We start from the raw sequence: 26,322 nt of genomic DNA, 5'->3' as shown, positions 1-26,322 counted from the left end.
GCTTCCACCTTATAAAATCGTTGCGCTCGAAAACTCCAATTCCCATCAGGTGATCCATGCCGGAGACCCAGGTAGCCACGCAGCAACACGATATTCAGTCGATCCTTCGCGAAGGACGCAAGTTCGATGCGCCCGCGGAATTTGCCCAGCATGCGCGCGTCCAGAGCATGGCCGAGTACCAGAAGATGTACGACGCCGCTGCGGCTGATCCGGAGAAGTTTTGGGCGGGCGTAGCTGGCGAGCTGCATTGGTTCCAAAAATGGAACAAAGTCCTCGAGTGGGAGCTGCCCTGGGCGAAGTGGTTCGTCGGCGGCAAGATCAATCTTTCTTACAACTGTCTCGATCGCCACGTGAACGGTCCCCGCAAGAACAAGGCCGCAATCATCTGGGAAGGCGAGCCGGGCGACGTACGCACGCTCACGTATCAGCAACTTCTCGGCGAAGTTTCGAAGTGCGCGAATGCGCTGAAGCAGCTTGGCATTAAAGCCGGCGATCGCGTTGCTATCTACATGGGAATGACGCCGGAGCTTGCGATTGCGCTGCTGGCGTGCGCGCGCATCGGCGCGGTGCATTCCGTCATCTTCGGCGGATTCTCAGCGCACGCGATCGTCGACCGCGTTAACGACGCGCAGTGTGTCGCCGTCATTACGCAGGACACAGGCTGGCGTCGCGGAAACGAAATCAAACTGAAGGCGACGGTCGATGAAGCGCTCGCGTCGTGTCCTTCGGTCAAGCATGTGCTCGTGTATCGGCGAACCGGATCGCAGATCGAGATGAAAGCTGGACGCGATCACTGGTGGCATGAGCTCGTCGACAAGGCTTCAGATTCCTTCCCTGCCGAGAAACTCGATTCGGAAGATCCGCTCTTCATTCTTTACACCTCGGGCACAACGGGAAAACCGAAGGGCATTGTGCACACGATCGGTGGATATTCGGTCGGCGTGTACTACACGACCAAAATGGTCTTCGATCTTCGTGAAGAAGATACTTACTGGTGTACCGCCGACATCGGTTGGGTCACCGGTCACTCGTACATCGTCTATGGTCCGCTGCAGAACGGCGCGACCGCGCTGATGTACGAGGGCGCGCCGAACTTTCCCGATTTCGACCGCTTCTGGCAAATCATTGACCGTCACAAGGTCAACATCTTCTATACCGCGCCTACAGCGATTCGCGCGTTTATCAAATGGGGGAGCGAGTATCCCAAGCGCCATCGGCTCGACAGCCTGCGTCTGCTCGGAACGGTCGGCGAGCCGATCAATCCTGAGGCGTGGATGTGGTACCGCGAAGTAATCGGCAAGAATCGCTGCCCGATCGTCGATACCTGGTGGCAGACCGAAACGGGAATGATCATGATTTCGCCATTGCCCGGCGCCGTGCCGACGAAGCCGGGCTCGGCGACGCTGCCGCTGCCGGGAGTTTTTCCCGATGTGGTAACACGCGATGGTAAATCAGTGTCCAAAGGCTCCGGCGGACTGCTCGTCCTACGCAAACCCTGGCCGGCGATGGCTCGGACGATCTTCAACGATCCTGATCGGTTCAAAAAGCAATACTGGTCCGACATTCCCGGCATGTACTTCACCGGCGACGGCGCGCGCAAGGACGAAGACGGCTACTACTGGATGATGGGCCGCGTCGATGACGTGATCAATGTCGCCGGACATCGGCTTGGAACAATGGAAGTCGAGTCGGCGCTGGTTGCGCATCCCAAAGTTGCCGAGGCGGCTGTCGTGGGACGTCCGGATGATCTGAAGGGTCAAGCGATCGCCGCCTTCGTAACTTTGGAATCGGGCAACAAGCCTTCGCCGCAGTTGAAAGATGAGCTACGCCAGTGGGTAGCCAAAGAGATCGGAGCGCTTGCGCGTCCTGACGATCTGCGCTTCACCGATGCCTTACCGAAGACCCGAAGTGGGAAAATCATGCGGCGCCTGCTGCGCGAACTTGCCAGCACGGGCGATGTGAAAGGAGATGTGACTACGCTAGAAGATTTCTCGGTGATTGCGAAGCTGCGGGCGGATGAGGAGTAACCGGATGCCAAAGCGTTGTTGCAGTTAGTGTCTGCACAGATGGCTTGGGAAAAAGCACGCAGGCCCAACGGGCCGGAACAAGCGCAGCCCAGCGGCGTGAGCCCTGGGTCAGAGGTTCCATATCGAGATGAGTCCCGACAGGGACGGCATAATTCTTCAGCGGCGCATCGGGTGTCGCCCCTTCAGGGCTCGTATTCTTTTGCTGCTCTAACCCAGGGCTGACGCCACTGGGCTGCGCTTATTTCGGCTCGTTGGGCCTGAATTTGCAGAGTATCGAAAGTTTCTTAAAGCTTGAGTTTTCCAATTAGCGATCATTCGCGATCCTCTCACTCTGTTAGGCAGGACTGAATAATCGAGATGAAGTCGTACGGCGAAAGCGTCGCTAACTCGGTCCAACGGTTGCTGCGTTCGCTTCCGACAGTACTGCGGCATCTGTTTCTCCGATCTTCTGCTTCGCGAAAGGATTGAAATCGGTATGGGTGTCGTACACATCGACGCCTTCCGAACGCTTGAGGAAATTGACGACTGCATAGGTCAGTGGCGTGGCAACTACTTCGTACAGGACTTTTCCCAAATAGCCCGAAACGATGAGTATCAAAATGGTCCTAACGCTTTGCGTGCCTCCGAAGGCAAGAAACATGACAATCGTCGAATCCACAGCCTGGCCGACCACAGTCGATCCAACGGTGCGGGTCCACAGCCAACGCCCGTCGGTGAGCAGTTTCATTTTGGCAAGGGTGTACGAATTAGCAAACTCCCCACACCAGAACGCGACGAGGCTCGCTGCAACCATGCGTGGCACGAAGTTGAAGACGACTTCAAAGGCATGCTGATTCGGCCAGTCAGGAGCCGGCGGAATATGTACTGTGACCAGGCCCATGAGCGCCATCAGTCCTGAAGCGAAGAAACCGATCCAGATCGCGCGTCGCGAGCCGGAGTAGCCATAGACCTCGGTGAAGACGTCGCCGAAGATGTAGGTAATTGGGAACAGAAGCTGTGCGCCCGAGATGCGGAATGGGCCGATGGCGCAGATCTTTGATCCGACCAGATTCGAGATCAGTAGCACCACAACGAAGATGTGCACGAGGATGTCGTAATAACGGAAGTTGTGCAGGCTCGGGTGCTTGTGCGTGAGCTTCTGAAAAAGCGATTTAGACATGAGGAGGTGCAGCTATTTTATCCGCTTGGATCGATGCTCTGGACGATCAGTTCGGGCCATCAATTCGGACCGACGCGCGCCCTCGCGCGGGTTCTGGTGGGTCGGTCAGCATTATTGGAGATCACCAGCGAACGGCAACACCCGGCCGGGGGCGGCCGTCGGTCGATCCTCGTGGCGAAATCGGTGATAGACTCCTGTGCTCATCGAGGAGGTGCTCTATGTCCACCTCGCCAGTGCAATCGATCAACGCGCCGCGTTTATCAAAGTTCGTTGGCTTCGCCATCACCACTAAGCCGGAAGAAGCGAAGTCGTTCTATAGCGACAAGCTTGGCTTCGCGTTTCTCAGAGATGACGGATTCGCGCTCGTCTTTGACGCGCACGGAACCATGCTGCGCGTGAGCAAAATGCGCGAGTTTACTCCTGCTCAGTACACCGTTCTGGGATGGGAGGTGGAGGACATCGTCCGCGCTGTAAAAGGTCTGAATGAGCGCGGCGTCAACTTCGAGCGCTATCCGGGAATGCCGCAGGATGAGAATGCGATCTGCACTTTTCCCGGAGGCGATCGCGTGGCCTGGTTCAAAGATCCGGATGGCAATGTGCTCTCGTTGTCGCAGCACGCATAATTAAAGAGCTACTAGTTAAGAAGTAAACGCCGGCTTCTACTTTGGATCGGTCCCTTAGTGCTTCCAACCCGCAGCTCTCCTCCGGCATCTTTTCTCAAGAGCGCCTGATGCGTTCATCGGAACTCACCGGAGTAGTTCATGACCCTGAAGCAAATCGGCTCGAATAGTCTGGCAATGGTTTTATCTGTACTGCTGTGCAATGTTCCGCAATACGCCTCGGCGCAGACTCCCGCGAGCCAAAGCACGCAGGAGACACAAGCGCAAGGACAGCCCGATCAGAACGCCGGGACCGCTGCACAGACGCAGTCGACACGTCCCGATCCATCGCAGGCTCCGCTTGCGCCGGTGCCGACCGCGCGTCCGGCGGACAACAACAGCGTGCCTCCGGATGCTCCCAGCGAAGTGCAGCGCAGCCAGCAGGCACAGCAGGAGCAGGCGGCTCCCGCGACCCAACCTGCGAAACAGCAGCCCGCGGCTCCGCTGGGCACGGCGACGGCCCAAGAGGGTGCGACTCGCGGCGGTGTTGCATCTAAGCCAGCAGGTGAGGCAATCGCGCCCGCGAAACAGCGGCAGGTGCATTCTTTGCTGATCAAAGTGGGCCTGATTGCCGCCGGCGCTGCTGCGATAGGTGCCGTTGTGGGACTCACGCGAGGCACGTCGAGTGTACCGCCAGGCGCAGTGCGCTAATCACGAACATCAATAAGGACCTGGGGCCACAGTGAGTATTAAACGTCCGCTGCTGATCAGCTTCTCCGGACTCGATGGATCCGGAAAAAGCACACAGATCGACAATCTCCGCGAGCGCCTCGAAGCCGCCGGACTCAAAGTGAAACTCCTTACTTTTTGGGACAACGTCGTAGTCATGACGCGCTATCGCGAAAGCTTTGTCCACACGGTGTATGGCAGCGAAAAAGGAGTCGGTGCGCCGAACAAGCCGGTAAATCGGCGCGACAAAAACGTTCGCGCCTGGTATCTGACTATGGCGCGCCATGCACTCTATCTGCTCGATGCCCTGCATTTGCGCATCGTGGTTCGCGAGGCGATGAAATCGGGCAATGACGTCGTGATCGTCGATCGCTACATCTACGATGAACTGGCGAATCTGCCGCTGGACCGCACGATGACGCGCAACTTTGTTCGCTCTATTGAGAAGCTCGCGCCCTTGCCCGACATTGCCTACCTGCTCGACGCCGATCCCGAGGCTGCGCACAAACGCAAACCGGAGTATCCAGTGGACTTCATGCACAAATGCCGCGCTGCCTATCATCGGCTCGCTGCGCTGCTGGGAACGATGACGATCATCCCGCCTTTACCGCTTCCCGAAGCGAAACTGGCGGTTGTGACGGCGTGCGACAAGACAATTCTTGCGCGCGAGCTGGCGCTCGCAACGGAATCTCCTGATCGCCGCCTGGGCGCTCCCGCGGCGTAGCTGCGAGGTAATGGCTCCGCAACAAGAGAAAACCGAGGCACAAAGTCATGAGAATCCCGGTAGCGCCGCTTGCTTCTGTTTTGGACGGTGCACAATTTCGCGAAAGAGCGTCAGCTTGCGCCTGAGGTCCGACATGCCGAATGTGAGTATCGATGTTCTCACTTTTGCGCTCGGCAGTTCTAAGGTTGCTGCTCTGGTGCGCAGCAGACCACCTCTTTCCACACGTTTACATCGAAGTAATGGGCTGAATTGTTGGAAGCAAAACTGCTGCTGTCTGTGTTGAAAGCCTTGGTGTGCCTCCTGCGCGCCTGATCCCCTTTTCGAACGACCCTTGGGAGTATGAATGGCTGAGAGTGTTACCGACCAGATTGTTGCCGACCTTCGTGAACGTGCTGTTCAGCTTTTTCCTCGACGCGGTGAGCTTCGCAATATTCGCGTCGTCGGGCACACGCCGAAGTCTGACCACTTTATCTATGACCTGGTAGCAGATTTTGCGAACTGCTCAGAGCGCATCGCAGCCAAGGTGTACCGTCCCGGAAAATTAGGTGCCCAGCACTCGCGCAACCAGGCGGAGACCGAATACAGAAATGTTGAATACGCATACGGGAAGTTCTCGGAGAAGGGGCTGCATGGCGTGCCTCGGCCGCTCGGGAATTTCAGTGCTCTCGGCGCAGTCGTGACGGAGAAGATTCAGGGGCTGCCGCTGCAGTCCATGATGATGAAGGCGGCGCTGCTTCCCGGCTACGACGACAGTGCGACCCTGCGCGACGCAGCCGCAAAGGCTGGGGAATGGCTTCGCAATTTCCATCACCTCACGGCCGATGCACCACAGATCTTCGATCCCCAGCAGTTGCTGGGGGAGTTGGAGACGCTCTGCACGAACTGTAGAGGAGAGGGGCTCGATGATGACGCCATTCAGATGATCCTCACCGGCGCGCGCGCCTGGCTTAGCAAGGCGAAAAAGTCGATTCCGAGTTCCGCAGTGTTGAATGAATTTACCCCTCTGAATATCGTCGTGGCAGAAGACGGCGTCGGTGTATGCGACTACGGGAAGATGGCCATGCGCGGCGCTTCATTCAACGATGCGGCCACTTTCTTGGCCTCGGTCGAGGCGCTCGAGAAGTATCCATTCTGCGATCGCAACATCACCCAGCGCGTGCAGGAAAGCTTTATGGAAGCCTATGGCGCGAGCGCGTCCGAGCAGGCCATTCTGCGCGTGCTCAAGATGAAAGCTCTGCTGTCAATGTTCGCCCGAGGACGCGGAGTGAAAGAGAGCGCCGTCCGCAAGAAAGTGATGTGGGCAACGGTAATGAAGCGGTTCATCCAGCAGGCCGCGAGCAGATCGTTAGCTCCAGCAGCGTAGTGTCTTCCGAGCGACTCGCCTGGCAAACACGTTGACCTCTCCATGAGTATGGCCATACCATAATGTATGGCCACCACAATTGTTCGAACGACCTATGCTTTAGATGTTGAGACGGTCCGGAAGCTAGACGAGCTCGCCAATCGCTGGGGAGTCTCAAAGTCTGAAGCACTGCGGCGCTCGATCCGGTCAGCCAGCCTAAGCCAATCTGCAACGTCCAGCCCACTTGAGGCTTTTAAAACGTTGCAGGCCTCCATGAAACTTTCGAAGACCGAGGCCGCTAAATGGGGTCGGAAGATACGTCAAGAACGCCGCAATTCATCGACCCGGCGCTTGTCACCGCGACAGTTGTCGTCGCGATGATTCATCTAGATAGTAGTTTTCTGATCCGGAGCTTGATCCCGCAGACACGAGAGGCTGTTCAACTTGAACAGTGGCTCAACAATAACGTTCCATTGGGAGCTAGCGCCATTTGCTGGGCAGAATTCCTGTGCGGGCCATTCGATGTCGCTCAGATACCCACTCTTACCCAGATACTTGGTGTACCTGTGCCTTTTACGGACCGAGACAGCGCTCGTGCGGCGGAGCTTTTTAATGTCAGCGGGAGGCGGCGCGGAACATTCGTTGATTGCATGATCGCAGCGACCGCAATCGGTGAGAACGCTGCGCTAGCCACTGCGAATGTAGCCGACTTCAGCAGATTTCGGTCTTCAGGCCTGCTTTTAGAGCAGATCTAGATTTCACTCATTTCGGCTGTGCCGCCTGATTTCCCGAATTAGAACTCTGTGGAGCATTACCGATCTCCTGCTTGCCGTAGAGAATCTTGGTGTCAGCTCCAAAGCGCTTGTAGTCGGTATATTTCACTACGGCTTTGACGTGTGCATCGCCGACATAGAAGTGAAGCACTTCGTCGGCCTTGCTGTAGGTTGGGAACCAGTACTTGCCGTCGATCTGTTCACGATACGTAACAAAATGCGGGAACAGCTGCTCGTCTTCCGGATGCTTCTTTTTCTTTTTCGGGCTCAGATTTAGGCCGATGTCGGGAACGCCCTTGCCATACGTCTTTACGACTTCAAGGTCCTGAGTGTCTACCCAGATTCGACCTTGAAAATAGCGCTGATCTTTTTCGATCGTTTTTGGCGCGATATCGAAAACATAAGTCTGCAGCTCATCGACCTTCTGCTGGCCGACGTACATCACCTGGTATTTAGGCAGCTCTTCGGTCGTGAGCAGGAAGGCCGTGCGCTTGCGCAGGTCGTCCATGTCTTCTTTGGTGATATATAGGCTCGTCTGCGGCGCAAACTTCACTTGCTCGAGACGCCGACCGTGTTCGTCATAGATGATGTCAGAAACCTGGCGAAACTCTCCGACAATGGAATCACCGTCGAGTTCCTGGTATTTGATGTCCTCGGTCCAGGTGTACTGATCGCGAGCTCGCTTGAAGTCGTCTTCTTTCGCGCTGAACTTCTGAATGATTTCCTGCGGAGTAATGCCCTTCGGCTGTGAAGGATCGAGCGGTCCAGAGCCTTCGTTTGCAATGTCGGGAACCTGCACGGCATTGCCGGAACCGATGGTGAATTGGGCCGCTGCCGGAATGGCAAGCAGGAAAAACGAGCATAGCTGAGCTGTAACAAGGAAAAAGGAAAGCCTGAAGGACCTCATGGTTCTACTCGTGGTCACATTGTAGCTGCTCTTCCCAGGCAGTAAACTGCAGAATGCGGAAAATCGCCATAATCGGCGGCTTTTTAGCAACCTTTGTACTATCCGACAAATGGCCTGAAGCCAGATCTGATCGGGACCGAGGTATCTACCCAGCGACATGAGTTTCGAATTCCACCGGCTTCCTACGCTACTTCTGCTCGCGGCTCTGGTCCCGATTTTCTGGTTCCTATACGCCAGTAATCGCTCATATCGGGTACGCCTTTGGGTGATCGCCTGGACCCTCATCTTCGTGCGCGCGATCGTGCAGGTGATCGGTCCAAACCTGGGAATGTCGATCGCCGCCGTCGACGGACTCGATCTCGGCATGCTCCAGTTGAGCGGCCTCGTCCTGCTGCTTTCGATGACCAAGATCTTCCAGGATCCGAAACAGCGGTGGCCTTTCTTTCTTCTGCTTGCTGTCCCTTCGGTCGGTTACGCCGAACTGTACGCCTTTCATTCGACCGCCTTCTGGGTTTACGTGTTGTGCGGAGCCACGTTTGCGATCGGAGCTGTAATCTGGGTAGTCATTTACCACCATCGCCGGCTTGAGCCTTACATGATTGCGATCTGCGCTGCGGTCTTGATCGCTGCGGGTTGGGGATCGTGGAAGGTGGTGCAGGGGCGTCCCGATCTGGGCTTTTATAGCATTGAGACGCTCACGTTCGGACTCGCGGGATTCCTATATTGGTACTGCTATCGTCGTTTTTCTCCCGGAGTAGTGCTCACGTCCTTTGGATTGTTCACATGGGCGGCGGTCTTCCCCGCATTTTATTTCCTCCTGCCTGCGAAACAGAATGTCGTCAACATTGCCATTGCCCTGGCAAACCTTCCGAAATTCTGGGTGGCGATCGGCATGATCGTCACCTTGCTCGAGGACAAATCCCATACCGCGCAGCTTGCCGAAGCTCAAGAGCGCGCCACTCGCGAGCAGATTCAGCGCTTCTTCTATGTCACTTCCAAGCTGCTGAGCGGAGCCGACGTGGCCGGTTTCTGCGACGAGATCGCTGAAGTCATCGGCAAGAGCTCAAATTTCCGTCGCGTCGTTGTTCTGCTCACTGACGATCAGCGCAATCTCTACGTTGCCGGGGCATCCGGAATGGATGCAACCACGCTCGAAACCACGCGCGCCGAAGTTCAACACATTACTGTGGACAAACTGGAGCAGCTATGCAAAACAAGCCGCGGAGTCGGGCCACATTCCTTCCGTGTAGCGAACGAGCTAATTCGACGTTCCATCCCCGATAACAAATATCCGGCTACGCAGTTTTGGCACGAAGGCGACAAAATTCTCGTACCGCTGCGCTCTCCGCGAGAGGTGCTTGTCGGCTGCATTGCGCTGGACCATCCGCGCAGCGTACAGCGCATTGTCGCCGAAGACCTCGCGGCGGTCGAAATGCTGAGCGCGGACCTCGCAATCTCCATTGAGAACTCGCATCTGCAGCGGCAGCTCGTCGTTTCGGAAAAGCTGGCGGGATTAGGCAAACTCGTTTCCGGCGCGGGACACGAGCTGAACAATCCTCTGACCGCCGTCCTGGGATATGCCGAGATGATCTCCGGATCAGCTCATGATGAAGGCACCCGTCGAGGAGCCGACGTAATCCGCCGCGAAGCCCTGCGCATGAAGCAGATCATCGACAACCTGCTGCGTTTCGCGCGGCAAACGAAGTTTGAACGCCGCTCCATGTCGCTTTCCTTCATTTTGGACGAGGTCTTCAAGCTTCGGGCCTACGAAATCAAGCGTTCCGGAGTGGACCTGAGAAGCGAAATCGCGCCCGATCTTCCGGGCGTTCTTGTCGATGAAAATCTCTTAAAGCAGGTGTTTCTGAATCTTCTGAACAACTCGCTGGACGCATTACACGGAGTCGAAGCTGGGCGCATCACGGTAGAGGCCCATCAACACGAAGACAGCGTGCGCGTCCGGTTCAGCGATAACGGCTCCGGCTTCCCAAATCCGGACCGAGTCTTCGATCCGTTCTTCACTACCAAAGATCCTGGCAAGGGACCTGGGCTAGGGCTGAGCGTTTCTTACGGCATTATCAAGCAGCATGGCGGGGAAATCTCCGCTCACAATCTGCATCCTTCCGGCGCATCCATCGTCATTGATCTCCCGGTGGCCGGTGTTCCCGACCCGCTGCTGGAGACTACTAAGACCTCAAGAACCACTTAGTAACTCCTGGAATGCGTTCCGATCTGTCCCGCCAGCTATAATTGCCGGTTTTCATTGACCAATGCGAGGGACTTTACACGATGCTTGATCGTCGCAGATTTCTTGCAGTGTGTTCACAGCTTGGACTCAGTTCTACGTTGTTTCCCGGCGTGCTGTGGAGCATGGCCGACCCGCAGGGCAAAGTCACCAAGGAGATGGTCGAGACCGCGGCCGACGTTGCCGATGTTTCGATTCCAGACGACTACGTCCAGGCGATGCTGGACGGGCTGAACGAGAACAAAAAGAACTACGAAGAGATCCACGGACTGCATATTCCCAATTCGGTCGCGCCGGCCTACATCTTCGATCCTGTGCTCGGCGACATGAAGTTCGAAACCGTAAAGCGCCCGATAAAGCTGGCGAGCGCTCCGGCGCTGAACATCAGCGGCGCGCCAAAGAACATTGAAGATGTAGCTTTCTACAGCGCGCGCCAACTCGGGCACTTAGTGCGTACCAAGAAAGTGTCCTCTCTTGCGCTCACTGACATGTATCTTGCGCGCCTCAAGAAGTACGATCCGCTGCTCAAGTTCGTGATCACCCTCACCGAAGATCGGGCGCGCGCTCAGGCAAAAGAAGCGGATCGCGATCTTGCTGCGGGCCGCTATCGAGGTCCACTACACGGTTTGCCGTGGGGCGCGAAAGACCTGCTGGCTGTGAAAGGGTACCGAACCACCTGGGGCGCAGGAGGATTCGAGCAGCAGAACATCGATGAAGACGCTACCGTCGTGAAGCGTCTCGATCATGCCGGAGCGGTGCTCGTCGCTAAGCTCACGCTGGGTGCGCTCGCGATGGGCGATAAGTGGTTCGGTGGCATGACGCGCAATCCGTGGAATCCGCATCAAGGTTCCAGCGGCTCTTCCGCAGGCTCGGCATCAGCCACAGCTGCGGGATGTGTTGCCTTCGCCATCGGCTCCGAGACGCTTGGGTCAATTTCTTCTCCATCAACCCGCTGCGGCACTACAGGCTTGCGACCCACCTTTGGCCGAGTTCCTCGCACCGGCGCAATGGCGCTCTCCTGGACCATGGACAAGCTCGGCCCGATCTGCCGAGCTGTCGAAGATACTGCGCTGGTGCTGAATGCGATCTACGGCCCTGACGGTCAAGATCGTACCGTTCGCAACGTGGCGTTCAACTGGGACGGCACTCTCGATTGGCGCAAGCTGCGCGTTGGATATTTCAAAGAGGAATTCGAACTCAAGCCGCCGACCGAGCCACAAGCGCCGACAGAGCAGACCACTGCGTCGCCGGAAGAATTGAAGAAACGCGAGGAGAGCCGCCGGCAGCGGGAGCAGGCGCAGGAGCGCCGCAAGTACGATCAACGCTTCAACGACGCAACCCTGGCGAAGCTGCACGAAATGGGCGTGAAGCTCATCGCAGTAGAGATTCCGAAATTTCCTTATAGCGCGATGACCCCGTTGCTCACCGCAGAAGCTGCCGCCGCATTCGACGATCTCACGCGCTCAGGCCGCGACAAGCTGCTTACCGAGCAGTCTCCTGATGATTGGCCGAATCTGTTCCGCATCGCGCGACTCACGCCTGCGGTCGAATACATTCAGGCCAACCGCGCACGCATGGAAGCGATGGACTTATGGAAGAAGTTATTCGAAAACTTGGATGTAATCGTCGCGCCAACCAACAGCGAGCAGCTTGTAGCTACGAATCTTACGGGCCATCCAGCGCTGATCCTGCCGAACGGATTCCGCGGAGCCGATGCTCCTAAACCTCCACGGAAAGACAACGGTGATGACGATGGCATCGGCGGCCCGGGAACTCCGGTGAGCCTGACCTTCCTTGGCCAGCTTTATGGAGAGGCGAAGCTTCTGGCGTTTGCTAAGGCTTACCAGGATGCTACCGGGTTTCAGCTGAAGCATCCCGATCTTGATGCGGAATTAGCTGCTGCGAAGGAGTAGTGCTTATCGAGAGGCGTTCGGCTTCGTTCGCGAAGCATTCAGACGCGAACGCCTGCAAAATAGATGAGCGCCGAAGCAGCGGCAGCGAGTACCAGCCGCGCCTTCGGCGCTCAATTCACAGTATGACGTTAGTTCCCGATCTGGAACTCGGCGCGGCAGCCGTGATCGACCCAGACGCCGTTCCTATCGTATCCCCAGCTATACCCGAGTCTGCAGGCTGACTCGCTGACCTGGCGCGCGATGCGAACGCGATTGCGGGTATCGGCTTGGCAGTACTGGCGCGTGCCGAAATCGGAAGAGCACTTGAGAGTCCCGATGTATCCCGGATTGCCGACAAATGCGGTGCGACGACCTTGAAGCTGAAAATCGGCGCGGCAGCCATGGTCAACCCAGATGCCGTTGCGATCGTTGCCCCAGCTGTATCCTTCGCGACATGGCGAGCCGCTACGCTGCCGCAGAAGAGTCGCGATGCCTTGAATATCGCTGGTGCAGTAGTGCCGGCGACCGTCTTCAGAAGAGCAGGTGAGCTGCATAGTTTCCGCCGGACGACGGTCGTGATCAAAATCGTGGTGATCGCGACCAAAATCGCGATCATGGTCGGCATCGTGACCGTGGAAATGGTCACGATCGCGGTCTCCCGGACCATCCACCTGACGCGTATTCACGATGAAGTCCGCTCGGCAGCCGTGATCGACCCAGACGCCCTGCTGATCGAATCCCCAGCTTGCTCCCTGCACGCAGGCTGATTTACTGCGCTGATGCTGCATCGTTACGCCTCCGCGCGTGTCGGCGGAGCAGTAATGACGATGTCCATCTTCCGAAGCGCAGGTAAGCCCATATTGCGCGAATGCCGGAACGGAAGCGCAGAAGCAAACGAGCGCTACAGCAAAGGCCAGTGCCAATTTGGCACTGATACCGGATGCATGCGATGTCTGATTGAAAGTCGTTTCAGGAACGACAGTTTTCGTACTCGTAGTCATGGGTGGAATCTACTACAGCCCAGACGCTTTCTGACGGTACGATGAACCTTCGTTTCGTTACCAAAGAGAGAACCACCCTGACCGCAATCAAAGCAGGCAAGACCGAATAGTTCACGATCGAGCACAGAATAAATTTATTGAGTGGAGCGATTCTCTTGCCGCAACCACAGGGTCGAATCGCGTTGCAAGATTCCGACTGCGGACGAAGCAATTCTCGCAGCCCAAGGCCTGAACGAATCGCTAGAGCACCGAAGCGCGCCGTAAGATTCCGTGCGAGCGAAGCGACGCCCAAAGCGCCGTAGGCCCGACATATGGATAGCCCAGCACGTAAGTGCTGGGTTGGGATCCACACAAACCGAGCCCGTAGGGGCGGCACTCTGGCATTTCGTCCTAACGATGCTCAGACGAGCTTAGATCTATTTCGTTCTAATCCGCGCCCACGCCTTCGTACTGCTCCGTGGATTGCGTGTACTGCTGCGTCATCAACTCTTCCCGCAACTTTCGTTCATACTCGGCAAGTTGTTCGTCGATGTTGCTAATGGCCTCCCGCTTCCTGACCAAATCCTCGCGATAACGGCGGAGGAAATAATCAATGGTCTCGACTCGAATCCTGATCGACCCGGTCGGCTTGTTCTCATCCAGATCCTTGAACGCAAAATACGGCGTACCCGAATTCTCGATGATGTCTTCGATCACCGTATAGATCGGCGCATCGTGACCGCACTTGAAATTGGAAATTTCCAGCGCGACCAGATTGGGATGGCGGGCCGTAAACTTCGCCGCCCAAATTTTGTGGTTGGTACTGGCGGAGTAGGCGTTTTTCCAGACGTCGCTGATGTCGAGCGGATCTCTAATCACGCCGGCGCGAACCTCGTCGCCGAAGAGACGGTCAAGAATGTCTTCATCGATCGGCAGAGTGCTTTGAGAAAAGATGGGATAGCCGAGCTTCTGGAATTCGTCCATGATCTCGTGATTCACGCCGGGATCGTGGTGGTACGGTCGGCCGAGCATCACGATGCCGATTCGATTTTCGCGCTCCAGCATCTCCAGCGTTTCGCGTGCCCGCTTGCGCAGGTTCGCGTCGTAGTCGTCCTGCGCTTTGAACGCGACTTCCAGCGCGCGCTCATTCTCTTCTTCCGAAACGCCCAGAATCGGCGCCCACGCGCGATACATTTGCAAGGCAAACAGCTTGCGATCCGCGAGGTTGACGATGGGATCGAGGTAAACAATTCCATTGTCGGCGAAGACATTCGTTTCTTTTGTGAACGCTGCTTTCACGGCATCGGGAGTGGCCGTGACCGTGGGGCAGGCGTTGGAACCTGTCGTGCACTTCAAATGCGTGGTGAGCACGTCGATCATGGGGAAGAAGATCGCGTCGAGCGGCTTTTTCACGTGCTTGACGAAAATCAGGTTGTACACGTGAGGAATGCCGATCTTCGATGGGAAGCAGGGATCGATGGCTCCGCGTCCTGCGCCGGCCTTGTACATCTCGCGGCTGGTGTAGTCGGAGTAGATGATGTTCTCCGGCTCCAGGCCGAGCGTTTCGAGATACGCGCTGAACAGCGGCGCGTACACGTACATGTTCAGCACCTTCGGCATGCCGACGCGGAACTTCGCCCGTTTCTTCATTAGCTCGGCTCGTTCTTTGATTTCTTTCTTGAAGGTCCACTTCGTGTTCGGAATCGGATCGGCAACTTTCGGCGGATTTTGCGAGCGCCACACACTGCTCGCCGCGATCTCGACGTAATTGGGATTGGCTTCTTTCAGCGCGTCGAGTCCAGCTTTGATGCCGCGCATCGCGGCAACGTCTTCGACCTGTCCCTTTTCGCAGGTAGAGATAATCAGCCGTTGCTCACCGGCTTGCAACGGAACTTTGGATTTGAAGGTCGGCGCTTTCCAGTTCTCTGTATCGCCAGTCTGCACGTCGATGAAGGTACGCAGGCAGTTGTTCTTGCAGAAATAGCAGCGTGTGCTCTCGTTGCGCGTGGTGCGATAGCTGATCTTCTGCACTGCATCGAGGCCGATGAACTCAGTCTGATGGCCATTTCGGTAGATACGCATAGCCTCAACTGCGGCGCCGATGGCGCCGGACTCTCCGCAATGCTCGTGAACGATGACTTCGGGTTCGATTGCATCGCTGCGGAAGTGCGACTTGATGAAATCGACTTCCGATTTCACCGCAGCAAGATTCTTCTGCGTACCGCCCTGAAGAATGAAGCGGTGCCCGAGCTTTGCCAGATTGGGAATGCTGGCGACATACAGGAAGATGTTCTTCGGCAGTACTGCAGCAAGTCCCGCGAGGATCTCTTTGGCCGCCCAGCCTTGGCGCTGGAAGTTCACGATGTCTGATTGCATGAACACCGCGCAGCCATAACCGAAGATCGGCATCTGGTTTGCAGAGAAGGCAATGTCGGCGTACTCATCGACTTTGATTCCCAACGTCTCTGCTGTTGACTGTAGGAAGTAGCCGTTACCCGCAGAGCATTGCGTATTTAGCTTGAAATCTTTTACGCGGCCATCTTTCAGAACAATGAGCTTGATGTCCTGCCCGCCGACATCAACGATGCAGTGCGGATCCTGGTAGAAGCGCATTGCCGATTCGGTGTGCGCGACGGTTTCGACAAGAGCCACATCGGCATGCAGCGTCTCCTTCAGAATGTCTTTTGCGTAGCCGGTAGTGCCCACACCCAACACTTCGAGAGTCGCACCCTGCGATTCCACCTGCTGGCGCAGTGAGCGGAACATATCGATGGTGTCCTGCATGGGATTGCCATTGGAGAGCTGATAGGCTTTGCACAACAGCGCGCCTTCTTCCGACATCAGGACGGCTTTAGTTGATGTTGATCCGCCATCGACTCCAACAAATCCACGCACGACCGTTCCCGGCGTGAACTTTGCGCCGTTGAAGCGTGGGATCGTGTATGACTTCTTGAAGTTGGCGAGCTCTTCATCGGAGGCGCTGAGTCCGGCGGCGCCGGACTGAGATTTCTCTTCCAGCCGTCCAACCTCGATGTAGTGTTCGAGCTTCGCCGTGCCCTGGTACCAGCCAACATCGGGATCTTCATCCTTGCCGAACTCGACTGCACCGATCGCTGCGAAGTACTGCGCGTTCTCCGGAGTTTTTATGAGCTGCTCGGGCTTCATGCCTTCCGGAATTGGAACTCTGCGTTCTTCCCAGGTCTTCGGAATGTTGTGCTGCCAGGCTTCGCGCATTCCCTTTATGAAACAGTTCGGGCCGCCGAGCAGGAGAACGTGAGGGCGCAGCGTGTGTCCACGCGTGAGTACCGAGAGATTCTGCAAAACAATGGCATCAAACAACGAGGCCATCAACTGATCTGAAGGCACTGCTTGCTTTTGCAGTCCGTTGATATCGGTTTCGGCGAAGACGCCGCATTTCCCAGCGACTGGATGCAGCTTGATTCCGTGATAGCCCTGATTGCAGAGCTCGTCGGCCGGAATTTTCAGCTTGGCGTTGATCTTGTCGATGACTGCGCCGGTGCCTCCGGCGCATTTGTCGTTCATCGATGGGATTTTCTTTTTGCGGCCGCTGGCTTCGTCTTCTTTGAAGACAATGATTTTCGCGTCTTGGCCGCCTAGTTCGATGACCGAATTCACTTCGGGGTGGAGCTTTTCGACAGCCAGTGAGACTGCCGTGACTTCCTGAACGAATTTCGCGCCGATCAGCGGCGCGATTGTGCTGCCGCCCGAGCCGGTAATGAACATGCGGCAGTTGTTCGTCGCAATACCGGCTTCGGCCTGCATTCGGTTCAGAAACTCAAGGACCTTTTCGGGCTGTTTGGTTTCGTGGCGCTGGTAGTCCTGCCAGAGGATTTGATCGCTGTTGGCATCCACGATAACGGATTTGACCGTGGTTGAACCGACATCGAGGCCGACGTAGTACGTCAGTTTCGTTTCCCCATTTGGGACCGGGTTCAGGCGTGGTTTGGGTTTTGGACGCGGAAGGGTGGCGACCAGTTCACCGAGTTTGACGTCGAGCTTGATGGCGCCTTTGCTTCCGCAGCAACCGTTCGAATGATCGTGATTTCCGGACACCAGAACCTCCTCCGTTTTTTGTCATTCCGAAGCGCCGATGTCGCGCGAGGAATCCCTACCCTCGTCCAGCAAAGCCAGTTCGGGCAAGTTCGGTTAACACGGACGATGTGGCCATCCGTAGGGATTCCTCACTTCGTTCGGAATGACAAAACAAAAAAAGAAACCTACGAAGCTGCGGCCAGCGCTCTCGCCTGAATCGGCACGCGAACCAGCTTCTTTCTGCCGTTGATCAGATCGTTCACGTGCAGCACGAAATTCGCGGCCATTCCCGTGACGCCTTCGCGATGCGGCATCGGATAGAACAGCTGCCGCAGCTCGGGATGATCGGCGACGTAGCTCTTGATTTCATCGAGCGACTTGCCGGTCGATTGCAGCGCCTGCTCGAATTCAAGACGCGCTTTGACCTTGGCTTCGCCGAGCGCCATCTGCACGCGGCTGTGTGCGTTGATCTCGCCTTCGCCGGAGGTCTCGATCGGGAGGAAGATCATCTCTTTAAACGCGTTCGCCACCGCCGACTGTGCGCCGTCAGACTGCGTCGACGGCATGCATCCGAAGGGCTTCAGCGCCAGCACCATGTGACAGAGCTTGTGCTTCGTGTAGTAGATGTTCTTGCCGACTTCGAGGTGTCCCTCGCCGCCGCGCGCGAACTGGTTGTAGAACGGCATGGCCAGATCGGCCATCTCTTTTTGATCGACGAGATGGTGCGCGATGTCGCCGAGGGCTTCGACTACACGGTGATACTGGCGTGAGTAGATCATCTCGCCGACCGCGAGACCGGCGATCTTCTTGCGGAAGTTCAACTCGTTGACAGCGTGCTTTTGCAGCTCCCACCAGGCGGGCCTTTTGTATTTGTCTTCGAGCGGCTTTTTCTCGCGCCACCGCTCCTTGACCTGGTACATCATGTACATGATCCAGGTAGCGATCGGTTCTACGAGCACCTGTGCGCCTTCCCGTTCCAGGAATGCAAACATGTTGAAGTTGCCGTCGCCTTCGGTAATCTGCGCCCAGAATTCGCCGATGATCTTGACGACCGGCTTCACGCGCAGACGATCGACTTCGATGGTCGCGAGATGATCGTGTACAGCCTCCAGGCAGTCTTTGTACGCGCTGCCATACAGGTGCTCCCAGACCTTGCCGAGCGAATTCACAACTTTCTCCCAGCCCGCATTCTTGTGCTTCGCCATATAGTTTGAAAGCCACTGCGGCAAATCTTCGTGATCTTCAAAGGGCTTGCGCTCTTTCAGCATGGTGCAGAGCATGTCCACCGACTCTTTGAAGACGCGATCGGTCTGGCCTTTATTCACCTCGAACGGCCGAATGCGGTAAATCATTTCGTTCATGATGTCGCCGAGGTTGAGAGCATTGAGCATTCCCATTCCGAAGTCGACCGTGAACTTCAGGCCCGGTTCGCCGGACGCGGCTTTCACGCCATCGTTCTGCTGGAAGAGCAACACGCGGAAACCATCGAAGCCGGCATTCTGTAACGCGAGGCGATACTCGGATTCATACATGCCAAAACGGCATGGGCCGCAAGAACCTGCGGTAAAGAAGACGTAGTTATCGATGATCTGCCGCTTTGGAATACCTGCCGCCTCCAGAATCTGGAGATACTGCACCAGATTGCCAACAGTGAAGTAAGTCGGATTGCACTGTCCGTTATTGCCGTACTCCTTCCCAAGCTGGAACGCAGACACGTTCGGCGTCGGCAGCACGTCGCACTTGTAGCCGCAGGCCTCAAAGACGGCCTTCATGACTTTCTCGTGTTTCCATGTAAGTCCGCCGATCAGAATCGTGACTTTGTCGCGCTCAGAGGCAGTAAACGCACGCTCGACAGGGCGGTGGAAGTGCTTGGCGTGGGTGCTGTCGAGCCCGGCCTCGCGCGCCAGGCGCTCGCGTTCGGCGTTTAGGCGGCGGCGAATCTCTTCTTCAGCAGAAACTGGCGGATGGCTAGTCAAACCCTCGAGCGGTACATCGATTTTCGTAACGGACATAGTGTTCTCCGTGGGGATCGCAGAACGCGGGCGGTAAGGTTAACTTTTGTTGACTGGATGAGCGAACAGTAAACCTTGTGAGCCGGGGAACAGATATCAGGCGCAGAAAGTCGGGTGGCTGGAACTCTAAGAGGCTGATTCTATTTTGGGAATGTGGGTCGGTTGCGCAGGCAAGCTTCGCCGAAGACGTACGCAGAAGGTTACTGCCACGGCGAACAGCACAGCGACTTCTGTCCATGCTCAGCGAGCGAAATTCATGCATGGCACCGCATCCAAGTCTTACGTCAGATGCTCGTAGTGGTTTTTAAGATACATATGGGAAAAACCTTTGGCAAGTGAAGGAGTGTCAAGGAGCGACATCTACTCTGGTTTTCTTGGTGGAAGCGGGCACCCTCGCCTGGCGTTCGTTTTGTTATTCCGAGCGGATGCTCACGCGGGCTGTTCGCGTGAGCAGGAGAGAGGAATCCCTATCGTCATCCATGCATGGTGAGTTCTCGAGTCGATAGGGATTCCTCACGCCTGGCGTTCGGAATGACAACGCGTTGGCTATAATTCTGCGTTCGAGGTTTCCCGCTATGGCATTCACGCCGCCAGACAAGATCATGTTTGAAATCTATCGGGACGTGTCGCGCAATGGCGCTTATGAAGTGATTTTTTTCACGGAGCTCGACGACCACAATCGAGAGGCCGAAATCAATCGGGCCGCGAATGGCGAGCACGTGTACGACGGCTTTATTCGAAATAGAGGGAAAGATCAGGCCAAGCTGGTCCTTGGTTCCATTTTGGAACGGTTGAACAACGGCGAGAGCTTGCAGGCAACGGAGATCGAGAGAGAGTTGCAGCCCTATACAGCTTAGACTTTATTGTCATTCCCAACGCCCGCAGTTGGCGTGAGGAATCCCTGCCAACTCTCACAATCCCGCGTGCTTGAATGACTGTAGGGATTCCTCTCTCCTGCTCGCGCGAAAAGCACGCGTGAGCATCCGCTCGGAATGACAAACGTAAGCTAAAACCACAGCTTCAACCCAAACTGGAACTGCCTTGGATCAAATGCTGCCGTAGGCTGGCCGGCATTCGTCCAGAGTACGTTCACGTCGGCGACATTGAACTTGTTGATCAGGTTGAACATGTCAACGGTGCCGTCGAGCTTGAATTTCTCGGTCAGGCTGAAGGTGCGACCGACGCGCAGATCGGTGAACACGGTCGTTGGCTTGACTCCCGCGTTGCGCTTCAGGTTGCCGACCAACGTGCCATTCAGGTAGCACGCGGGCTGCAGGAATCCGGTCGGCGAAAACTGCGACGCAACGGGAACATCGCCGCAAAAGTTTACTGGCGTGTTCGCCGCCACCGTCAGGGGACGATCGGTGTTCGGGCCGAAGTCGAAGTTACGATCGTCGCCAACGAGGATGTTGAACGGACGCCCAGAGCTGGCTTCGATGATGGGGGCGACAGTAAATCCACTGAGTACTTTGCCCAACACGCCGTTCCCGGCAATTTTCCCGGTTTGGTACACACCACTGAGTACGAAGCGGTGGCGCTGATCGAAGGTCGATTCTGAACGTTCCGCATTGGGATTAAAGCTATCCTGCGGAGCAAGCAGCGACTGCAAGTCGGTTGAGTCGTCGATCGCATGCGACCACGTGTATGAGGCCAGGAACTCGTAGTGGTTGCTGAATCGCTTGCGCAGGTTCATGGTCATCGCGTGATAGACGGAGCTGCCATTCGCATAATTAGCGACCATGTCGCTGAACGGCACCGGCACTCCTACGCCGAGTCCATCAGCCTGCTCGACTGCGTTTACCAGCGCCAGGCACTGCGCAGGTACCACGGGAGCAAGTGACGGGTTTACTCCGGAAGGGCGGAAGAAGTTGGCGACCGCTGCAGGCACATATGGCCCTGCAGGGCCGATTCCGCAGCCGGCGACCTGAATGGGAAGGGTGCTTGGCGTAGCACCGCTGTTAGCGCTGTCGGCAACCGCGGCCTGCCAGTTCTTTAACAGTAAGTCTCCGCGCGTGGGATTAGCGTTGATCGGGCGGTTGATGTGATGGCCGCCGTTGTAGTTATAAGTGAGCGAGCCGGAGAAGTTGTGGCCCAGATCACGCTCAACTCCGACATTTACCTGTTCCGAATACGAATACTTGAAGTTGCTCGCCGTTGGAAAACCAAACGGAAGAATCGAAAGCGGAACACCGGCTGTCAGGAAGTTCTGATTCACCCAGAGCGAGTTTGCATTGAGTGCGTTGTAGCGCTGCTCATTCGGCAAGTATTGAAGGCCCTGCGCTAATGCGGGGGGTAATGCACAGGCAGCGCTGGTCTGAATGCCCATGAATCCGTTGGTAGCGTTCAGGCTTCCAACACCTTGTGTCGCCGGGACGGAGGGATTGCAAAATGCTCCACCGCCGAGGATGATCTGCGGCGCTTGTGATCCGTCAGCAACATCTGAGTCAAAGGCGAGCGCGAGCAATGGGTGGTCATAGAACATGCCATATGAAGCGCGTACTGCGGTCTTGCCATCCCCGAACGGATCCCATGCGAGTCCCACGCGTGGAGCTACGTTGTTCGTGTCCCTTGGAATCCCCTGAGTGATTCCCAATGCGTTCTGCGCGGCTGCGGAAATGGCGTTGGTCGCGGGGAACGTGGGCGTGAACTCGACATCGTAGCGAGCGCCATAATTGAGTGTCAGATTGGGTCTCACACGCCAGGAGTCCTGCAGGAACACGCCTAAGGTGTTGTTCGTGAAGCTGTCGTGCGGATTGCCGACCCCCTGAACAAAGCTTTGTGGAATCCCCAATCCATAGGCCTGAACTGGAGAGAATCCCGGGACATTTCCCAATCCAGGAAGGCTGCCAGGGAAGCCGAGCTGCGTTGCCGATAGTGCGCCAAAGTTATACAGCCCGCCGAAGTTCACGGTGAAATCTGCGGTAAGGGGTAGATGATTCACATCGCCGCCAAATTTCACACTGTGATTGCCCATACTCCAGGTGAAATTGTCAGAAACCTCATGGCGCTGCTCAGTACGGTTAACGAACGAGAACGGTTCACGCCCGAAGAAGGCAAAACCAGGAATGTTGATTGCGACATCCCCACCGCCGGGCCCGGACGAAAAGTTGTAGAGCAGGCCACGGCGCGAGTACTGATATCGAAGTTCATTCACTTTGTTGTTACCGATCACCCAAGCATCCTGCGCGGTGATCGCTACGTCTCGATAAGTCTGCTGTGACGTGCGCGAATACGAGTTTTGGCCGAACGTCTGATTTTGGCCGTTAACTTCGATTCCGGTAACGGTACTCGGGCTGACGTTGCCGCGCAGCATGAGCTGCTGGTTGTTGGTGAGCTTGTGATCCAGCCTCAGGCTATAAACCGTGGTGCCCTCAAAGACGGGGAAGTTTCCAACTTGGGATGCAAGGCTGTGGAACGAGGCCGGCAGCGGTGCGCCAGATGTGATAAATGCTGGACTGCCACCGAGGGCGGCCGGCAGCTTGGCGTTCACAGCCACGGCCGATCCGCCACCAACAACCGGAACATATTTTTGCAGGAACTGCTGCACTGCCGGATTGGCTAATGCGGCATTCGGGATACCGTTTAGAAAGGCTTGCTGAGCGGATGTTCCCTGGAAGATCACCGCGCCTTGCGGTGCGCCGAAGAACCGGGAAACGTCGATTGGAAGTAATCCAAAATTGTTCTGCCCGATGCTGGAGAAGCCGGTTTCGTGCCGGCGCGTAGTCTCAAAAGAGAAAAAGAAAAACGTCTTATCTTTCGCAATCGGGCCGCCGAGAGTCGCGCCTGGCTGCACGCGGGTGTACGCGGGATTCTGCACCGTGGAGAACGGGTTCGTCGCCTGAATATTGCGATTCCGCAGGTAGGCATAGGCCGATCCGTGCCAATCATTCGTTCCGCTCTTGGTGATGATGTTGACGATGCCGCCTGAGGCCTGTCCGTATTCGGCGTTGAAGCCATTGGTGATGATCTGGAATTCCTGCACGGCTTCCTGAGAAACGGTGGATCGGATTCCATTCACGCCGTTATCGACGTTATTCATGCCGTCGAGATTCACCAGATTGGCGCGAGCGCGCTGTCCGCCGAAATTCAGGCCCGACGTCGGCGCTGCGCCGATGCTGGGCGCGTCGTCTCGTGTGAGTTGGGAGTTCGTGAGCGCGAAGTTGATATAGTTGCGGCCGTTGATGGGCAGGTTTTCGATCCGCTGCGTGTCGATGGTCGTCGCTTCCGAGCTGCGCTGAGTCTCAACGATTTCCGCACCCGACTCGACCGTCACTTCTTCCGTTGCCGCTGCCACGCGCATATTGAGCGGGAGGTCGGCATCCTGGCCGATCGTGAGGACTACCGGGTTCTGCACGAGCTTGGCGAAGCCGGGCGCCTGAGCCTCGATGGAGTACGTCCCAGGAGGAAGGTTCAGGAAGACGTACTCACCGTCGCTATTGGATTGAGTGACGCGCTCCAGGTTCTGCGCTGCCAACCGCGCGGTGACGTTTGCATTCTGAATCACTGCGCCATTCTGATCGTGCACCACGCCACGCAAGTTCGCGGTAGCGATGTTCTGGGCCAGCAGAATGGTTGAAAAAACAAGAATCGACCAAGCTAGGAACAGCGCTTTGCACGCACGAATCATGAACGTCTCCTGAAGGGCCATAGGCAATAAGCGATAGGCAATAGGCGAACATCTGCAGAAGGAAGCATTCAGCCTATTGCGTACTGCTTATTGCCATTTTTTCTCTGAGGTGCCGCAAGGTTTGTACATCAGTTATTGGGACGAATACAAGTATCTTCAACGAGATACTCGCGATCAGAGCACCAGAAAATCGCGCTAGATTGCGATTCCGACCTCTTCGGCCGAGGTCGTCTTCACCGCCCAGGCCATTCGGGGAGTGTTGTGGGCGATGCCGTAGCGGCCCCGGGCGTCAAGCAGAATCATCCCGCCGTGACCGTTCACCCTCGAACTGAGGTATCCGATGGCTTCGCGCGCGGCCAACTCCGGAGGAGCGCCGCTGGCTACGCGATCTGCCGCCCACTTACCGAGAACGAGCTTCATGATCGGCTCGCCCCAACCGGTGCAGGAGACGGCTCCGCTTTGATCATCGGCATAGCAGCCGCAGCCGATGAGCGACGAGTCACCCACGCGGCCCGGAGTCTTGTTGATCGTCCCGCCGGTCGAGGTCGCGGCGGCGAGGTGACCGGCGCTGTCGAGGGCTACTGCGCCGACGGTGTCGTGTCCCCCTGCAAACGTCAAATCGCGCTTGCCTTGGGCAGCCGAGGCCTTCGCCGCCGCCAGACGAATTTTCTCCCGCTCAATTACGAGTTCGGAGTTTTCGATCAGCTCCATCCCCAGCCCGGCAACGAACTGCTCGGCCCCTTCGCCGACGAAGTACACATGCGGGCTCTCACTCAGGATGAGTCGCGCCGCGCGGATGGGATTGCGCAGACGTTCCACGCAGCCGACGCCACCGGCACGAAGCGTTGCCCCATCCATGATGAGGGCGTCCATCTGTACCTTGCCGTCGGCGGTCAGAAAGCTGCCGAGCGCGGCATCGAAGGTGTCATCGTCTTCCATGACTACAACAGCCTCTTCGACTGCCTTGAGTGCTGACCCGCCTGAGGAGAGAACGTCCCAGCCCACACGGAGGGCTTTCTGCACGCCGCGACGGTGATCTTCGACCACATCGTCGGGCATTGCCCAAGCTCCGCCGTGAACGACCAGCACGGGATCAACTCGCACTCAGCACCTCGTAAAAATGCAAACTAAAACTAAATAGGTGTATCACGATCACTGGTGTGAAGAACGGAGCGCCGCCCGGATTGCTCTACATATCCTGTGACAAGAATTTAGCCGCCGCAAACGAACACCCGGGCGAGGGCGCCCGGCTCTACGTCAGTCCTGCTCTGTCGTAGGATTATGTTGATGATCACTGCTTTCCTGCTTTGCTTTTCTTTCCTGCCTGGGCAAGTTTCAACGTCGCCAGCACAACCCAGCGCAACACAATCACAGAACGTGGATCCTGGCATTGCAAAAGCGAAGGAACTCCTGGCTCAGATGATCCAGGCGCTCGGCGGCGACGCTTACCTGCACTACACCGACGTGACGCAGGAAGGTAGGACCAACGGCTTTTATCACGGGCAGCCTACCGGCGGCACCGCACCGTTCTGGCGCTTTTACAAGTTTCCCGATAAGGACCGGATGGAGCTTACCAAGCAGCGCGACTGGATCGTGATCCACAACGGCGGCCGCGGCACGGAGACGACTTTCCATGGCACGCGTCCTGAAGATGACGACGCCAACCGCGAATACGTATTGCGCGATCAATACTCGATGGACAACGTGCTGCGAAATTGGCTTCATGCCCCCGGAACGGTGTTGTTCTACGACGGGCAGGGCTTCACGGATAACCACCAGGTTGAGAAAGTTACGGTGGCGAATGCGGCGAATCAGCAGGAGACGTTCTTCATAGATATCTCGAGCCATTTGCCCATTCGCAAGAGCTTCACTGTGCGGGATCCCAAATACAAAGAAAAAGATACCTATTCGGACATCTACTCTGAATACCGGTTGATTCAGGGGATTCGCACGCCAATGGTCATCACGCGCATGAAGAACGACGAAATGGTGTCGCAGCGCTTCTTGAGCAAGGTTTCATATAACGAAGGCCTCAAAGACGATCTCTTCGTGCCACCCACGACCATTCAAGCGAAGAACTCGAAAAAGAAGTAGACGCAGCCGCTTAGCTGGTGAAACCAAACTTCCGTTCATCCGCGAGTTCCCTCTAGATTCCGGTAAACCCGTATGAGGATTCGACTTGCAGAAGGTGTTGGGCGGAAATTCTCTGCGCTTCACTTCGCAACAAAGTGCGTATGAGTGGGTTTTAGCCCTCAG

At 56.5% G+C, this 26,322-nt stretch carries 16 protein-coding genes; 9 read left to right on the top strand and 7 right to left on the bottom strand.

Translation table 11 applies throughout. From position 1 onward, the window contains the following. Positions 1-56 precede the first annotated feature (56 nt). Complete coding sequence (acs, locus tag VFU50_09940) at positions 57-2,027, top strand: acetate--CoA ligase (protein HEU5233170.1); 1,971 nt, start codon at positions 57-59, stop codon at positions 2,025-2,027. Between the two features lie 382 nt (positions 2,028-2,409). Here the strand turns inward: acs and VFU50_09935 are convergent, their stop codons facing one another. Continuing rightward, positions 2,410-3,186: a queuosine precursor transporter gene (locus tag VFU50_09935; protein ID HEU5233169.1), complete on the bottom strand. Its 777-nt coding sequence runs from the start codon at positions 3,184-3,186 to the stop codon at positions 2,410-2,412. A 218-nt stretch (positions 3,187-3,404) separates the two neighbouring features. Between VFU50_09935 and VFU50_09930 the strand changes: the two genes are divergently transcribed. From VFU50_09930 to VFU50_09915, 4 genes are all read left to right on the top strand, one after another. Continuing rightward, on the top strand, positions 3,405-3,809 hold the full coding sequence (locus VFU50_09930) for a VOC family protein (protein ID HEU5233168.1): 405 nt from the start codon (positions 3,405-3,407) through the stop codon (positions 3,807-3,809). Positions 3,810-3,947: 138 nt separating this feature from the next. Then, positions 3,948-4,496 carry a hypothetical protein gene (locus tag VFU50_09925; GenBank protein HEU5233167.1) on the top strand — a complete coding sequence of 183 codons (549 nt, stop codon included), beginning with the start codon at positions 3,948-3,950 and terminating at the stop codon, positions 4,494-4,496. A 31-nt stretch (positions 4,497-4,527) separates the two neighbouring features. Then, positions 4,528-5,238 (top strand): thymidylate kinase, encoded by a 711-nt coding sequence (locus VFU50_09920; GenBank protein ID HEU5233166.1) that lies wholly within the window; start codon positions 4,528-4,530, stop codon positions 5,236-5,238. Between the two features lie 343 nt (positions 5,239-5,581). Further along, positions 5,582-6,601: a hypothetical protein gene (locus tag VFU50_09915; GenBank protein ID HEU5233165.1), complete on the top strand. Its 1,020-nt coding sequence runs from the start codon at positions 5,582-5,584 to the stop codon at positions 6,599-6,601. A 741-nt stretch (positions 6,602-7,342) separates the two neighbouring features. Here VFU50_09915 and VFU50_09910 read toward each other — a convergent pair. After that, positions 7,343-8,260 (bottom strand): hypothetical protein, encoded by a 918-nt coding sequence (locus VFU50_09910; protein HEU5233164.1) that lies wholly within the window; start codon positions 8,258-8,260, stop codon positions 7,343-7,345. A gap of 157 nt (positions 8,261-8,417) precedes the next feature. Between VFU50_09910 and VFU50_09905 the strand changes: the two genes are divergently transcribed. Together VFU50_09905 and VFU50_09900 are read left to right on the top strand one after the other, a co-directional pair. Then, positions 8,418-10,466 carry an ATP-binding protein gene (locus VFU50_09905; protein ID HEU5233163.1) on the top strand — a complete coding sequence of 683 codons (2,049 nt, stop codon included), beginning with the start codon at positions 8,418-8,420 and terminating at the stop codon, positions 10,464-10,466. A gap of 80 nt (positions 10,467-10,546) precedes the next feature. Then, a complete protein-coding gene (locus VFU50_09900; GenBank protein HEU5233162.1) occupies positions 10,547-12,415 on the top strand; it encodes an amidase in 1,869 nt (622 codons plus the stop codon). 128 nt (positions 12,416-12,543) lie between these two features. On the opposite strand, the gene VFU50_09895 is transcribed toward VFU50_09900, so the two are convergent. The 3 genes from VFU50_09895 to VFU50_09885 all read right to left on the bottom strand — a co-directional run bounded on the left by VFU50_09895 (position 12,544) and on the right by VFU50_09885 (position 19,439). Next, entirely contained in the window at positions 12,544-13,395 is an 852-nt protein-coding gene (locus VFU50_09895; GenBank protein HEU5233161.1) for a DUF3011 domain-containing protein, read from the bottom strand. 426 nt (positions 13,396-13,821) lie between these two features. Next, a complete protein-coding gene (locus VFU50_09890) occupies positions 13,822-17,448 on the bottom strand; it encodes a BadF/BadG/BcrA/BcrD ATPase family protein (GenBank protein ID HEU5233160.1) in 3,627 nt (1,208 codons plus the stop codon). 164 nt (positions 17,449-17,612) lie between these two features. After that, positions 17,613-19,439 carry a hypothetical protein gene (locus tag VFU50_09885; protein ID HEU5233159.1) on the bottom strand — a complete coding sequence of 609 codons (1,827 nt, stop codon included), beginning with the start codon at positions 19,437-19,439 and terminating at the stop codon, positions 17,613-17,615. Between the two features lie 575 nt (positions 19,440-20,014). Between VFU50_09885 and VFU50_09880 the strand changes: the two genes are divergently transcribed. Beyond that, positions 20,015-20,296, top strand: a complete 282-nt coding sequence (locus VFU50_09880; protein ID HEU5233158.1) for a hypothetical protein — start codon at positions 20,015-20,017, stop codon at positions 20,294-20,296. Between the two features lie 149 nt (positions 20,297-20,445). Here VFU50_09880 and VFU50_09875 read toward each other — a convergent pair whose 3' ends face one another. Together VFU50_09875 and VFU50_09870 are read right to left on the bottom strand one after the other, a co-directional pair. After that, complete coding sequence (locus tag VFU50_09875; GenBank protein HEU5233157.1) at positions 20,446-24,066, bottom strand: TonB-dependent receptor; 3,621 nt, start codon at positions 24,064-24,066, stop codon at positions 20,446-20,448. 195 nt (positions 24,067-24,261) lie between these two features. Then, the gene (locus VFU50_09870) at positions 24,262-25,170 is read right to left on the bottom strand and encodes an isoaspartyl peptidase/L-asparaginase (protein ID HEU5233156.1); all 909 of its coding nucleotides are present in this window, start codon (positions 25,168-25,170) and stop codon (positions 24,262-24,264) included. Positions 25,171-25,443: 273 nt separating this feature from the next. On the opposite strand from VFU50_09870, the gene VFU50_09865 reads away from it, so the two are divergent. Then, the gene (locus VFU50_09865; protein ID HEU5233155.1) at positions 25,444-26,160 is read left to right on the top strand and encodes a hypothetical protein; all 717 of its coding nucleotides are present in this window, start codon (positions 25,444-25,446) and stop codon (positions 26,158-26,160) included. The last annotated feature ends 162 nt before the right edge of the window (positions 26,161-26,322 follow it).

The organism is Terriglobales bacterium (genome assembly GCA_035764005.1).
GTDB lineage: Bacteria > Acidobacteriota > Terriglobia > Terriglobales > Acidobacteriaceae > Gp1-AA112.
The sequence above is the reverse complement of the archived record's forward strand: the minus strand, read 5'-3'. Positions and strand labels throughout refer to the sequence as shown.

Excerpts from the sequence above, each read along its gene's own strand:
- acs (HEU5233170.1), top strand. The coding sequence starts at position 57 with ATGCCGGAGACCCAGGTAGCCACGCAGCAACACGATATTCAGTCGATC.
- VFU50_09935 (HEU5233169.1), bottom strand. The coding sequence starts at position 3,186 with ATGTCTAAATCGCTTTTTCAGAAGCTCACGCACAAGCACCCGAGCCTG.
- VFU50_09930 (HEU5233168.1), top strand. The coding sequence starts at position 3,405 with ATGTCCACCTCGCCAGTGCAATCGATCAACGCGCCGCGTTTATCAAAG.
- VFU50_09925 (HEU5233167.1), top strand. The coding sequence starts at position 3,948 with ATGACCCTGAAGCAAATCGGCTCGAATAGTCTGGCAATGGTTTTATCT.
- VFU50_09915 (HEU5233165.1), top strand. The coding sequence starts at position 5,582 with ATGGCTGAGAGTGTTACCGACCAGATTGTTGCCGACCTTCGTGAACGT.
- VFU50_09910 (HEU5233164.1), bottom strand. The coding sequence starts at position 8,260 with ATGAGGTCCTTCAGGCTTTCCTTTTTCCTTGTTACAGCTCAGCTATGC.
- VFU50_09905 (HEU5233163.1), top strand. The coding sequence starts at position 8,418 with ATGAGTTTCGAATTCCACCGGCTTCCTACGCTACTTCTGCTCGCGGCT.
- VFU50_09900 (HEU5233162.1), top strand. The coding sequence starts at position 10,547 with ATGCTTGATCGTCGCAGATTTCTTGCAGTGTGTTCACAGCTTGGACTC.
- VFU50_09895 (HEU5233161.1), bottom strand. The coding sequence starts at position 13,395 with ATGACTACGAGTACGAAAACTGTCGTTCCTGAAACGACTTTCAATCAG.
- VFU50_09885 (HEU5233159.1), bottom strand. The coding sequence starts at position 19,439 with ATGTCCGTTACGAAAATCGATGTACCGCTCGAGGGTTTGACTAGCCAT.
- VFU50_09880 (HEU5233158.1), top strand. The coding sequence starts at position 20,015 with ATGGCATTCACGCCGCCAGACAAGATCATGTTTGAAATCTATCGGGAC.
- VFU50_09875 (HEU5233157.1), bottom strand. The coding sequence starts at position 24,066 with ATGATTCGTGCGTGCAAAGCGCTGTTCCTAGCTTGGTCGATTCTTGTT.